This window comes from Bordetella petrii (genome assembly GCF_020991325.1).
GTDB lineage: Bacteria > Pseudomonadota > Gammaproteobacteria > Burkholderiales > Burkholderiaceae_B > Bordetella_A > Bordetella_A petrii_E.
Window position 1 is genome coordinate 1 of the sequence record NZ_JAJMLX010000135.1, and the last position, 12,026, is coordinate 12,026.

General features: G+C 65.2%; 12 protein-coding genes. 2 read left to right on the forward strand and 10 right to left on the reverse strand.

Annotated features, from left to right (window positions below; genetic code table 11):
- From ribD to tyrS, 5 genes are all read right to left on the reverse strand, one after another.
- Nucleotides 1-1,110, reverse strand: a 1,110-nt coding sequence (gene ribD / locus LPZ50_RS14390) for a bifunctional diaminohydroxyphosphoribosylaminopyrimidine deaminase/5-amino-6-(5-phosphoribosylamino)uracil reductase RibD (protein ID WP_329957661.1), incomplete at its 3' end; no start/stop codon positions are given.
- A 249-nt stretch (nucleotides 1,111-1,359) separates the two neighbouring features.
- Nucleotides 1,360-1,836, reverse strand: coding sequence for a transcriptional regulator NrdR (gene nrdR, locus LPZ50_RS14395; protein WP_230662154.1), 477 nt, complete (start codon nucleotides 1,834-1,836; stop codon nucleotides 1,360-1,362).
- Between the two features lie 111 nt (nucleotides 1,837-1,947).
- Complete coding sequence (glyA, locus tag LPZ50_RS14400) at nucleotides 1,948-3,195, reverse strand: serine hydroxymethyltransferase (protein ID WP_230662155.1); 1,248 nt, start codon at nucleotides 3,193-3,195, stop codon at nucleotides 1,948-1,950.
- A 220-nt stretch (nucleotides 3,196-3,415) separates the two neighbouring features.
- Nucleotides 3,416-4,069, reverse strand: coding sequence for a YbhB/YbcL family Raf kinase inhibitor-like protein (locus tag LPZ50_RS14405; protein WP_230662156.1), 654 nt, complete (start codon nucleotides 4,067-4,069; stop codon nucleotides 3,416-3,418).
- A 30-nt stretch (nucleotides 4,070-4,099) separates the two neighbouring features.
- Entirely contained in the window at nucleotides 4,100-5,329 is a 1,230-nt protein-coding gene (gene tyrS, locus LPZ50_RS14410; protein ID WP_230662157.1) for a tyrosine--tRNA ligase, read from the reverse strand.
- A 269-nt stretch (nucleotides 5,330-5,598) separates the two neighbouring features.
- Between tyrS and LPZ50_RS14415 the strand changes: the two genes are divergently transcribed.
- Nucleotides 5,599-7,014, forward strand: coding sequence for a M23 family metallopeptidase (locus tag LPZ50_RS14415; protein ID WP_230662158.1), 1,416 nt, complete (start codon nucleotides 5,599-5,601; stop codon nucleotides 7,012-7,014).
- Between the two features lie 24 nt (nucleotides 7,015-7,038).
- Nucleotides 7,039-8,178 (forward strand): anhydro-N-acetylmuramic acid kinase, encoded by a 1,140-nt coding sequence (locus LPZ50_RS14420; RefSeq protein WP_230662159.1) that lies wholly within the window; start codon nucleotides 7,039-7,041, stop codon nucleotides 8,176-8,178.
- A 65-nt stretch (nucleotides 8,179-8,243) separates the two neighbouring features.
- On the opposite strand, the gene erpA is transcribed toward LPZ50_RS14420, so the two are convergent.
- The 5 genes from erpA to rplM form a co-directional block, all read right to left on the reverse strand.
- Nucleotides 8,244-8,612, reverse strand: coding sequence for an iron-sulfur cluster insertion protein ErpA (erpA, locus tag LPZ50_RS14425; protein ID WP_230662160.1), 369 nt, complete (start codon nucleotides 8,610-8,612; stop codon nucleotides 8,244-8,246).
- 87 nt (nucleotides 8,613-8,699) lie between these two features.
- Nucleotides 8,700-9,449: a DUF6776 family protein gene (locus tag LPZ50_RS14430; RefSeq protein WP_230662161.1), complete on the reverse strand. Its 750-nt coding sequence runs from the start codon at nucleotides 9,447-9,449 to the stop codon at nucleotides 8,700-8,702.
- Between the two features lie 45 nt (nucleotides 9,450-9,494).
- Entirely contained in the window at nucleotides 9,495-10,559 is a 1,065-nt protein-coding gene (gene argC, locus LPZ50_RS14435) for an N-acetyl-gamma-glutamyl-phosphate reductase (protein ID WP_230662162.1), read from the reverse strand.
- Between the two features lie 93 nt (nucleotides 10,560-10,652).
- The gene (gene rpsI / locus LPZ50_RS14440; RefSeq protein ID WP_230662163.1) at nucleotides 10,653-11,045 is read right to left on the reverse strand and encodes a 30S ribosomal protein S9; all 393 of its coding nucleotides are present in this window, start codon (nucleotides 11,043-11,045) and stop codon (nucleotides 10,653-10,655) included.
- A gap of 9 nt (nucleotides 11,046-11,054) precedes the next feature.
- Nucleotides 11,055-11,483, reverse strand: coding sequence for a 50S ribosomal protein L13 (gene rplM / locus LPZ50_RS14445; RefSeq protein ID WP_209157852.1), 429 nt, complete (start codon nucleotides 11,481-11,483; stop codon nucleotides 11,055-11,057).
- Nucleotides 11,484-12,026: the final 543 nt, after the last annotated feature.

Sequence of the window (12,026 nt, forward strand, 5' to 3'; positions counted from 1 at the left end):
CCAGCGCAGCGGGTCGCGGGCGCGCAGGCGCAGGTCGGCGCCCACGCGCTGCACGTCGGTGAATTCGCAGCGCCACGCGCCGTCCAGGTGCTCGATAAGCGGCAGGCGCAGCATGGCGGCGGCATCGCCCAGCAATACCGGAGCCAGGTACACCAGCAGTTCATCGACGCAGCCGGCCGACATCATTGCGCCGCCCAGGCCCGCGCCGGCCTCGATGTGGACTTCATTGACGTCGTGCTCGCCCAGCCAGCGCATCATGGCGGACAGGTCTACGCGACCGGGCTGTTCGGCGGGCAGCGCAATGACCCGGGCGTTGCGGTCGGCCAGGCGCGCGGCCTTGTCGGCATCGGGCCTGGCCGTGAATATCAGGACTTCGGTGCCGTCGAACAGCCGCGCGTCTTCGGGAATATCGAAGCCCCCGTCGACCACCGCCTTGCGGGGCGGACGCGGCGTGGCCACCGCGCGCACATTCAGGCGCGGATTGTCTTTCCGCACGGTGCCCATGCCCGTCAGCACCACGCAGCTACGGGCCCGCCAGGCATGGCCGTCGGCCCGCGCCGCTTCGCCGGTGATCCATTGGGAAACCCCGTTATGCAACGCGCTGCGGCCGTCCAGGGAAGCCGCCATTTTCACCCACGCCCACGGCGTGCCGCGGCTCATGCGCGCCACGAAACCCGGATTGACCTCCAGCGCCTCGTCATGGCAGATACCGGTGGCCACGGCGATGCCGGCGGCGCGCAGCCGCGCCAGGCCCTGGCCGTTGACCTGCGGATTGGGGTCTCCCATGGCCACCACCACGCGCGCCGGGCGTGCTTGCAACAGCGCGTCCACGCAAGGCGGCGTGCGGCCATGATGGCTGCAGGGTTCCAGAGTGACGTACACCGTGGCCCCCTGTACGGCCGCCCCGCGGGCGGCGGCATCGCGCAAGGCGCCGATTTCGGCATGGGGACCGCCAGGCGGCTGGGTGGCGCCCTCGCCCAATACCTGGCCGTCGCGCACGATGACGCACCCAACCCGTGGATTGGGGGTGGTGGTGTACATCACGGAGCGCGCCAGCGCCAGCGCGCGGCGCATCCAGTGGATATCGTCGGTGTCGGTCGGGGAAGTCACGCCTGCGATTGTATGCCGGGGGGCTGCCCCGGTGCCTGGCAGGCGCAGGGCCGACTCGCCCGCAACGAAAATGGCGCTGCCAGACCGGGGACGCAGCGGAGCCGGCTTCGCCGGTCCGCCAGCGTCGCCCCCTTGAGGGGATTTTTGGGTGTCTGGCTCCCGCCAGGATGCCAGACACCGGGTCATCGCGGCATGGGAAAAGGAATATGGCCGGTGCCAGACACACAAGGTGTCTGACACACGGAAAGATTATTTTCTTAGCTTGCCCGGCAGCTTGGGGCCTTGCATTTCCCGGATGGCCTCGACGAATTCACCGATGTCTTCGAAGCTTTTGTACACCGACGCGAAGCGCACGTAGGCCACCTTGTCCAGCTTTTTCAGTTCGGCCATGACCAGCTCGCCGATACGTTCGGTGGACACTTCGCGCTGCCCGCTGGCCAGCAGGGTTTCTTCGATGCGGGTGACGACGCTGTCGACTTCGTCGGTGCTGACGGGGCGCTTGCGCAAGGCCAGCGACAGGCTGGCGCGCAATTTTGCGGTGTCGTATTCGCTGCGGCTGCCGTTGCGCTTCACGACCGAAGGCATGGCAAGTTCGATGCGCTCGTAGGTGGTGAAACGCTTGTCACAGGACAGGCAGCGGCGGCGCCGGCGGATGGTGTCGCCTTCTTCGGACACCCGGCTGTCCACCACCTGCGTGTCGACGTTGCCGCAAAACGGGCATTTCATGTTGCCGCCCCCAGTCCAATAATTTGGCGTATTGTAATGACGCCGGCCCGCAACGCGGAGCCGGCGTGGGGAAAATACGCCAAACAGCAGCCCTGGGGGCTGCCGCGCGGCTTAGCCGCCGTATACCGGCAGGCGCGCCGTCAGTTCATTGACGCGGGCCCGTACCGCGGCAATGTTGGCCTCGTCGCGCGGGTTGTCCAGCACGTCGGCGATCAGGTTGGCGGTAAGCTCGGCCTCGGCTTCGGTGAAGCCGCGGGTGGTCATGGCGGGGGTGCCCAGGCGGATGCCGCTGGTCACGAAGGGCTTTTCCGGGTCGTTGGGGATGGCGTTCTTGTTGACCGTGATGTGGGCCTGGCCCAGCACGGCCTCGGCTTCCTTGCCGGTAATGCCCTTGGGACGCAGGTCGACCAGCATCACATGGCTTTCGGTGCGGCCCGACACGATGCGCAGCCCGCGCTTGACCAGGGTTTCGGCCAGCACCTTGGCGTTCTTGGCCACTTGCTGGGCATACTGCTTGAACTCGGGCGACAGGGCTTCCTGGAAGGCCACGGCCTTGGCTGCGATGACATGCATCAGCGGGCCGCCCTGGATGCCGGGGAAAATGGCCGAATTGATGATTTTTTCGTACTCGGCCTTCATCATGATGACGCCGCCGCGCGGGCCGCGCAGCGACTTGTGCGTGGTGGACGTCACGAAGTCGGCATGCGGCACGGGGTTGGGGTATTCGCCGCCAGCCACCAGGCCGGCGTAATGGGCGATGTCGACCATCAGCAGCGCGCCGTTGTCGTGGGCGATGCGGGCCATGCGCTCGAAATCGATGTGCAGCGCGTAGGCCGAGGCGCCGGCCACGATCAGCTTGGGCTTGTGTTCCTTGGCCAGCTTTTCGACTTGGTCGTAGTCCAGCACTTCGTTGGCATCCAGGCCGTACGAAATGAAGTTGTACAGCTTGCCCGACGCGTTCACCGACGCGCCGTGCGTCAGGTGGCCGCCTTCGGCCAGGCTCATGCCCAGCACGGTGTCGCCCGGCTTCAGCACGGCCATATACACACCCTGGTTGGCCTGCGAACCGGAATTGGGCTGCACGTTGGCGGCTTCGGCGCCGAACAACTTCTTCAGGCGGTCGATGGCAAGCTGTTCCACCACGTCCACGTATTCGCAGCCGCCGTAGTAGCGCTTGCCCGGATAGCCTTCGGCGTACTTGTTGGTCAACTGCGTGCCCTGGGCCTGCATGACGGCGGGGCTGGCGTAGTTTTCCGAAGCGATCAGCTCGATGTGCTGTTCCTGGCGGACGTCTTCTTTCTGGATGGCGGCCCAGACATCGGGGTCCACCTGGGACAAGGTGAGTTTGCGGTCGAACATGGGGGTTCCTGAAGCGTAAAGGGAAGAAGCCTGGATGATGAATGCGCAATAGTTTACCGCGCCAGCGGCCGGCTCCCGGCCGTTACACCCACAAAAAAGGCGCAAAACTGCGCCTGTAGGCCGCGAATGGCGGGCAACGCCGCGCAACTCGCAAATCGGCTCAAACCAACTTGAGCCTGATTCATGCAAGCCCGGCCCGGGGCCGGGCTTCGCGGGAATGTCAGGCGGCGGTGTCGCCGATCTGCTTGGGGGCCAGATCGGGGTTGAGGGTGTACATACCCGTCAGGCTGTCCTGCGCCAGGATGTGGCCCTGCATGGCCTTGAGCACATCGTTGCCGCCGAAATTGCCCTGCACACCCAGCTTGGGAATGTCCAGCGCGTACAGGGTGAAGACGTAGCGGTGCGGCAGTTCGTCGTTCCAGGGGGGGCACGGGCCGTCGTAGCCGAAATAGTCGCCGTTCATGTCGCGGTCGGCCGCAAACCACGAGGTGTAGTCGTTGATGCCCTGGCGCGCGTCGTCGGGGGCCAGGGGCCCGCCCTTGCCGCGCGGTGTGATGCCGCTGGAAAACGCGCCTTCATCGATATCGCGCTTGCCGGCGTCCAGGTCGACGAGCACCCAGTGGAAGAAATCCACCCGCGGCAGGCTGGCCGGCACCTTGCGCCCTTCCTGATTGACGTCGTCGGGCTTGGACGGCACGTCGGGGTCATGGCAAATGAGAACGAACGAATGGGTACCCTCGGGCACGTCGTCCCAGGAAAACTGCGGATTGAAGTTTTCCGCCAGGGCAACGTGCGACTGCGGGTCGATCTTGCCGAAAGCGTAGCGATCGGGAATCGATTCGTTATCGGAAAAAGATAGACTCGAAAGTTTCATGTCGTGCTCCTGCGAGGCCGTAGGCGCTTCCTACCCTGCCAAGTTAACACGGGCGAACTTGCGCTTGCCCACTTGCACCACATAAGTGCCCGCGGGCAATTGCAACGATTTGTCTTCGATGCGATCGCCATTGACGCGCACGCCGCCTTGCTCGACATTGCGCTGGGCCTCGGCCCCCGAGGCCACCAGCCCGGCCTCGCGCAGCAGCTTCAGAATGCCCAGCGGCGCGCCCGCCACGGCGACTTCCGGCATGTCTTCAGGCACGGCGCCATCGCGGAAGCGCGCCTGGAAAGCCGCCAGCGCGGCATCGGCCGCCTGCGTGGAATGGAAGCGCGCCACGATTTCCTGGGCCAGGGCCACTTTGGCATCGCGAGGATTGGCGCCGGCGTCGATGCCGGCCTTGAGCGCGGCGATGTCATCCAGCGAGCGAAACGACAACAGTTCGAAATAGCGCCACATCAGGGTGTCGGAAATCGACATGAGCTTGCCGAACATGGATTCCGGGTTCTCGGAGATGCCGATGTAGTTGCCCTTGGACTTGGACATTTTCTCGACGCCATCGGTGCCTTCCAGCAACGGCATGGTCAGTACGCACTGCGGCGCCTGGCCGTATTCTTTCTGCAGCTCGCGCCCCACCAGCAGATTGAACTTCTGGTCGGTGCCGCCCAGTTCCAGGTCGGCCTTCAGCGCCACCGAATCGTAGCCCTGCATCAGGGGGTAGAGGAATTCGTGCACGGCGATGGGCACGCCGCCCTTGAAGCGCTTGGTGAAATCTTCGCGCTCCATCATGCGCGCCACCGTATAGCGCGAGGCCAGCTGGATGAGGCCGCGGGCACCCAGTTGGTCGTTCCATTCAGAGTTGTAGCGGATCTCGGTGCGGTCGGGGTCGAGCACCAGGCTGGCCTGGGCGTAGTATGTCTTGGCGTTGGTCTCGATCTGCTCGCGCGTCAGCGGCGGGCGGGTGGAATTGCGGCCGCTGGGGTCGCCGATCATGGAAGTGAAATCGCCGATCAGGAAAATGACGGTATGCCCAAGGTCTTGCAACTGCCGCATCTTGTTCAGGACCACGGTATGGCCCAGGTGGATGTCGGGCGCGGTGGGATCCAGCCCCAGCTTGATGCGCAGCGGCACGCCGGTGGCGCGGCTTTTGGCCAGCTTGCGCGCGAACTCGGATTCAACCAGCAGTTCATCGCAGCCGCGGGTGGCGATGCGCAGGTCGGCCTCGACTTCAGGGGTGATAGGGGCTTCGGATTGGGGCATATCGGGGACGCAACCTGGCAGGAAGTGCAAAAAAGGTGTAAAAATTACCGAATCGGCTTGAAAATGAGTCGAAAATTCTAGCCGAATCAGCTAGGATACTGCCCTAATCATACGCAACTGTGGCCGTTACAGTTGCTGTCCCGGCTAAACACCCGTTGTTCACAGATGTGCCGCAGGGCAAGGCCCGCCGCGCGCCAAATGGCGCAAGGGCCTGCCTGTATCCGCGCAAGCATCCTGGGGACTCACGCCACCCTGAAAGGTTTTGCACGATGAATCGAGGCTCCAACAGCCCGGCCACCCGCTACCGCAGCAAAGTTGCCGCCCTGTTCGGCCCCCGCCCCGATTCCTCGTCCCGCCGCAGCGGCCTGTTGCGCCGCACGGTCCTGGTTACCGCCATCGGCCTGTTCGCCGGCGCCGCCGCACTGGGCATGGTCGAACAGCCCGACCGCACCGAATTGCCGCCGTCGCGCCAGATCGAAAGCATTCTGCCGCTGGAAGCCGGCCAGGTCAGCGTCAGCCACATCGACGACACCGCCCCCTACATCAGCGAAACGCGCATCCGGCCGGGCGACACCCTGTCCGCGGTGCTGCAGCGCCTGGAAATCGACGCGCCCGGGCTGCAGCGCTTCCTCACCCAGGCCCCCAGCGCGCGCAGCATCTACAAGCTGTACCCGGGCCGGTCGGTGCAGGCCGCCACCAATTCCGAAGGCAAGCTGGTATGGCTGCGGTACATCCATACCCCTGGCGACGAAGACAACGGGCAGGTCACCACCAAGATGCTGCTGGTGACGCCGTCCGATGACTCCTACGCGGCCCGCGAGATCAGCGACAGCACCGAACGCCAGACGCGCGTGGCGGTGGGCACCATCCGATCGTCGCTGTTCGGCGCCACCGACACCGCCGGCGTTCCCGATTCGGTCACCATGCAGATGGCCGACATCCTGAATTCCAAGGTCGATTTCCTGCGCGACATCCGCCGCGGCGACCAGTTCCGCGTCGTCTACGAAGTCCGTTCGCACCAGGGCCGCTACGCCGGCGCGGGCCGCGTGCTGGCGCTGGAATTCGTGAACAAGGGCAAAACATACAATGCCGTGTGGTTCAGCCCCGATGGCAAATCGGGCGCCTACTACGACTTCGACGGCACCAGCCTGCGCGGCGCGTTCCTGCGCACGGCCCTGAAGTTCTCGCGCATCAGCTCCACGTTCGGCATGCGCATGCACCCCATCCACAAGACCTGGACGGGCCACAAAGGGGTAGACTACGCCGCCCCCAGCGGCACGCCCATCCATTCCACCGCCGAGGGCACCGTGGAATTCGCGGGCGTGCAGCGCGGCTACGGCAACGTGGTCATCATCGAACACTTCGGCAAGTACTCCACGGTTTACGCGCACCAAAGCCGAATTGCCTCCGGCATCAAGCGCGGCACCAAGGTCTCGCAGGGCCAGTTGATCGGATACGTGGGGTCCACGGGCTGGGCCACGGGGCCGCACCTGCACTACGAATTCCGCATCGGCAACCGCCCGGTCGATCCGCTGGCGGCCGATCTTCCCGTGTCACGCCCCCTGGATGCCGCCGAGGCCCGCCAATTCAAGGCCGCCGTGCTGCCCTATCGGCAACAGCTGGCGCTGCTGACCGAGTTCCAGCAGACTTTGCCGGAATCCACCACCAACTTGGCCAGCCGCTAGCGCGGCCTTGGCCTGCGTCTCGCCATGACACAATCAGGCGGCCCGCGTTCCCCGACGCCCGGCCGCCTTTTCATTGGCCTGATGTCCGGAACCAGCATGGACGGCGCCGATGGCGTACTGGTGCGCCTGTGCGCCGGGCAGGCGCCGCAGGTGCTGGCCACCGCGGCATTGCCCATGCCCGCCCCCCTGCGCGCCGAGTTGATGGCGCTGAACCGCAGCGGCGCCGACGAACTGCATCGCGCCGCCCTGGCCAGCCAGTCCCTGGCGCGGCTGTACGCCGACGCCGTGCAGGCCCTGCTGCGGCAAGCCGGGCTGGCCGCCGATACCGTGACGGCCATTGGCGCGCATGGCCAAACCGTGCGGCACCGCCCGGAACTGGGCTACACCCTGCAGATCAATGCACCGGCCTTGCTGGCCGAACTGACACACATCGACGTGGTGGCGGATTTCCGCAGCCGCGACGTGGCGGCGGGTGGCCAGGGCGCGCCACTGGTGCCGCCCTTCCACGCGGCCATGTTCCAGGCAACGCACGCGCGCGCCATCCTGAACCTGGGCGGCATTGCCAACCTGACGCTGCTACAACCCGGGCAACCTCCACGCGGCTTTGATACCGGGCCGGCCAACGTACTGCTGGATGCCTGGTGCCAACGCCATACGGGGCATCCGTATGACCGCGACGGCCAGTGGGCAGCCACGGGGCAGGTGCAATCCGCCCTGCTCGAACACCTGCTGGCCGGCGAACCCTGGCTGGCCTTGCCGCCGCCCAAATCAACCGGCCGCGACCTGTTCGACGCTGCCTGGCTGGACGCTCGCCTGCAAAGTTACGATGCGCCCGCGGCGCCGGCACCCGAAGATGTACAGGCCACGCTGCAACGCTTTACCGCCCGCACCGTGGCCGATGCGCTCGAGGCCGCGGCGCCCGCCACCCGCGATGTGCTGGTGTGCGGCGGCGGCGCACGCAACCCGGGCCTGATGCGGGAATTGGCGGCCTGCCTGCAGCGGCCGGTACAGGCCACCGACGCGGCGGGCGTGCCCGCGCAATGGGTGGAAGCCATGGCGTTTGCCTGGCTGGCGCAGGCCTTTACCGACCGCCAGCCCGCCGGGGTACCCCAGGTAACCGGCGCACGTGGGCCGCGCGTGCTGGGTGCCCTGTACCCGGCTTAGGCAGCACAAACGACAACCCCTGCCTGGCAGGGGGTTGGACACGCAAGCCGCGCGGGCTTGCGAAATTACACCGAGAACGACGAACCGCAGCCGCAGGTGGTGCTGGCGTTGGGATTGCGGATGACGAACTGCGCGCCTTCCAGATCTTCTTTGTAGTCGATTTCAGCGCCGACCAGGTATTGGAAGCTCATGGGGTCGACCAGCAACTGAACGCCGTTTTTATCGAGCACGGTGTCGTCGTCGTTGACGGCTTCATCGAAGGTAAAGCCGTACTGGAAACCGGAACAGCCGCCGCCCTGAACGAACACGCGCAGTTTCAGTTCGGGGTTGCCTTCTTCGGCCAGCAGGTCTTTGACCTTGGCCGCGGCGCTATCGGTAAAAACCAACGGCGTGGGCGGCGCCTGGAGGTCGACGGTTTCGGTCACTGCATTCATGGTAGAGCTCCTGGCCGCGAACGGCCGTATCTATATGGGCGGCAACGCCGCCACGATGTGTTCACTATAGCGCAGACGCGGGCGGGTTCAAAATTCCAGCTTGATGGTACGAGCCGCGCGCACGGTGCTGCCTTCCAGCACACTGATGGTGACGGTTTCGGGGACAAAGCCCTGGGGCAGTTCCAGCACGCCTTCGTTGCGCTGGTATTGGTCGAACTGCAGGGCCAGAGGTCCGCCCCCGGCCGCGGGCACGGCCCCCGGGTCGGCGGGCGTATCGGCCTTGACCTGCATGGGGGCCAAGTCCACCGACACGGTTTCGCCTTTCAGCACCCCGGCGGCCTGGAAACGCAGCATGCCCGAAAACGGCGTTTCGCTGCGGCCGCTGCGCATCAGCAATACACGGTACTTCAGCCCCGCGCCTTCGCGCTGGATCTCGGCGCCGCGGATATCCACCGCGCCCTCCGGCCCAGGCGGCAGCAGTTGTTCGAAAAACGCCAGGCGGTCGCGGACGCGACCGAGTTCGTCCTGGGTGCTGCGCAACTGGGTTTCCAGTTCTTGGCGGGCGGCGCGTTCAACGGCGATTTCACCGTCTGCGGTATCCAGCTGGGCACGCAGGAAACGGCTTTCAGCCTGGCTTTGGCGCACGGCGGCATCTTGGGCGGCGGCCTGTTCGGCGCTGACCACGACCGAGTCGGACACGGCCGTGGACTGCCGCGCGTACTGGTAGCCCGCCGCGCCGCCGGCAGCCAGCCCGACGAGCAGTGCACACACCGGCAACAGCCATCGCATGCTGGACTCGGGACGCGGCCCGGGGGCGGATTCAGATTGCTTGGACATCAATACTGCCGGGCCGGCCCGCAGGGGCACGCACCCGGCGCAAACTTACGGCAGGATGGCAACCTGGTCCAGGCCGGCGGATTCGGGCAGGCCGAACATGAGGTTCATGTTCTGCACGGCCTGGCCCGAGGCCCCCTTGACCAGATTGTCTTGAATGACCAGCACGATGAGCAGGTCGCCGTTGCCGGGACGTTGCACGGCGATGCGCAGGTTGTTCGATGCGCGCACGGAACGGGTTTCGGGCAGGCTGCCGGCCGGCATGACGTCGACAAAAGGTTCGTCGGCGTAGCGCTTTTCGTACAAGGCCTGGAAGTCGGTGTCCATGGCTTCGGGGCGGATGCGCGCGTATAGCGTCGAGAACATGCCGCGGATCATGGGCACCAGGTGCGGCACGAAAGTCAGGCCCACCTTGCCGCCGGCCAGTTTTTCCAGTTGTTCGGAGATTTCCGGATGGTGCCGGTGCCCGGCCACGCCATAGGCCTTGAAGTTGTCGCTGGACTCCGAGAACAGCGTGGCCACTTCGGCCTTGCGGCCGGCGCCGGACACGCCCGATTTGCAGTCGGCAATGAGGGTCTGGGTATCGACCAGCTTGGCGCCGTTTTCGAGCACGGGCGCCAGGCCCAGCAGCACGGTGGTGGGATAGCAGCCGGGGTTGCCGATGACGCGCGCCTTGGACACGGCTTCGCGATTGAGCTCAACCAGGCCATAGGCGGAGTCGGCCAGGATATCCGGGCACGAATGCGGCATTTTGTACCAGCGTTCGAACGTGGCGGTGTCCTGCAGGCGGAAGTCGGCCGCCAGGTCGATGATGCGCGTGCCAGCGGCCAGCAGTTCTTGCGCCTGTGCCATGGCCACGCCATGCGGGGTGGCGAAGAACACCACATCGCAACCGGCCAGATCGGCCTTTTCGGGAGCGGAGAACGCCAGCTTCACGCGGCCGCGCAGGTTGGGATACATGTCAGCCACCGGCAGCCCGTCTTCTTTGCGGGACGTGATGGCGGTGAGTTCCACGTTGGGGTGCTGCGACAACAGGCGCAGCAGTTCGACGCCGGTATAGCCGGTGCCGCCGACAATGCCAACCTTGATGCGGGAGTTCGATGCGTGGGCCATGGTGTGGTGCTTCCGTAGGACGAAAAAAGATTGTATCGCTTCGTGGGCTGCCCCAATGCAAAAAGGCCGCTTTCGCGGCCTTTTTGGGGAACGTTAGCGCTTGCTGAACTGCTTGCGCCGACGTGCCTTGCGGAAGCCGACTTTCTTACGTTCGACTTCTCGGGCGTCGCGGGTAACGAAGCCAGCTTGCGACAGAGCGGACTTGAGATCCGCGTCGTAGTCGATCAGGGCACGGGTGATGCCGTGGCGCACCGCGCCGGCCTGGCCGGTTTCGCCGCCACCGTGCACGTTGACCTTGATGTCGAACGATTCGAGGTGGCCGGTGAGTTCCAGCGGCTGGCGCACGATCATGCGGCCGGTTTCACGCGCGAAGAACTCGTCGACGGGCTTGCCGTTGACGACGATCTTGCCCGATCCCTTTTTGATGAAAACACGAGCCACCGAGGTTTTGCGACGGCCGGTTCCGTAGTTCCAGTTACCGATCATGGCGTTTCCTTAGATATCCAGCGGCTTGGGCTGCTGAGCGGTGTGCGGGTGCTCGGCACCGGCGTACACCTTGAGTTTCTTGATCATGGCGTAGCCCAGCGGACCCTTGGGCAGCATGCCCTTGACGGCCTTCTGGATGGCGCGGCCGGGAAAACGCTGCTGCATTTTCTCGAAGTTCGTTTCACGGATACCGCCCGGGTACGTGGTGTGGCGGAAGTACTTCTTGTCTTGCGCCTTGTTACCCGTGACGACGATATCGGCGGCGTTGATGATGACGATGTAATCGCCGGTATCAACGTGCGGCGTGAATTCAGGTTTGTGCTTGCCACGCAGACGACGTGCGACTTCGCTGGCCACACGACCGAGGACTTTGCCCTTGGCGTCGATCACAAACCAGTCACGTTGGACTTCATGCGGCTTGGCCACAAAGGTCTTCATGATTGGTTCCTAGAAGGTAAAAATTTTCTTGCCAGAACAGCCCAGCAAGAATTTCTTCCTATTCCGCGGTGCCTTGGGTGTGAACCCGTAGCTGGCCTAAGCGTTGTTACCCGCCCGTGCTACCCAGCCGGAATGAGGGAAAGCTGATAATTCTAGCATGATTGGGCAAATATTGGGCAATGCGTGTGCTCGCTGCCCTAGATCCCTGTGTGCTGACTGCTATAGATGCGTTATTTGCCGGCTGCGGGGTAGTTGGGTTCTTGAACCGCCAGGGTGCACTGGGTGTGGGGCGGGGCGAAGCCCGTCGGGCTCGGGTGCATCCGGGCACCCTCGGCCTGCTGCGCAGGCTGCCCCGCCGGTCAACTCGCCCCGCCCCACACCCAGTGCACCCCGGCTGACAGCCTCTCATATCGATAACGATGGCACTCGGCCATCCCGCTTGAGCCCAGAGCGGGCAGCGGTGCAATCTACCCCAACGCAGTCCCGCGGTGCCCGGGCAGGCGGGGGCGGCGCGTTGGGCGGCGGGGCAGCCCGCGCAAGCGG

What these genes read in the sequence shown, in the direction of transcription:
- LPZ50_RS14405 (WP_230662156.1), bottom strand. Translation starts at nt 4,069, where the DNA reads ATGAAACTTTCGAGTCTATCTTTTTCCGATAACGAATCGATTCCCGAT.
- rpsI (WP_230662163.1), bottom strand. Translation starts at nt 11,045, where the DNA reads ATGATCGGTAACTGGAACTACGGAACCGGCCGTCGCAAAACCTCGGTG.
- LPZ50_RS14420 (WP_230662159.1), top strand. Translation starts at nt 7,039, where the DNA reads ATGACACAATCAGGCGGCCCGCGTTCCCCGACGCCCGGCCGCCTTTTC.
- argC (WP_230662162.1), bottom strand. Translation starts at nt 10,559, where the DNA reads ATGGCCCACGCATCGAACTCCCGCATCAAGGTTGGCATTGTCGGCGGC.
- glyA (WP_230662155.1), bottom strand. Translation starts at nt 3,195, where the DNA reads ATGTTCGACCGCAAACTCACCTTGTCCCAGGTGGACCCCGATGTCTGG.
- rplM (WP_209157852.1), bottom strand. Translation starts at nt 11,483, where the DNA reads ATGAAGACCTTTGTGGCCAAGCCGCATGAAGTCCAACGTGACTGGTTT.
- erpA (WP_230662160.1), bottom strand. Translation starts at nt 8,612, where the DNA reads ATGAATGCAGTGACCGAAACCGTCGACCTCCAGGCGCCGCCCACGCCG.
- tyrS (WP_230662157.1), bottom strand. Translation starts at nt 5,329, where the DNA reads ATGCCCCAATCCGAAGCCCCTATCACCCCTGAAGTCGAGGCCGACCTG.
- nrdR (WP_230662154.1), bottom strand. Translation starts at nt 1,836, where the DNA reads ATGAAATGCCCGTTTTGCGGCAACGTCGACACGCAGGTGGTGGACAGC.
- LPZ50_RS14430 (WP_230662161.1), bottom strand. Translation starts at nt 9,449, where the DNA reads ATGTCCAAGCAATCTGAATCCGCCCCCGGGCCGCGTCCCGAGTCCAGC.
- LPZ50_RS14415 (WP_230662158.1), top strand. Translation starts at nt 5,599, where the DNA reads ATGAATCGAGGCTCCAACAGCCCGGCCACCCGCTACCGCAGCAAAGTT.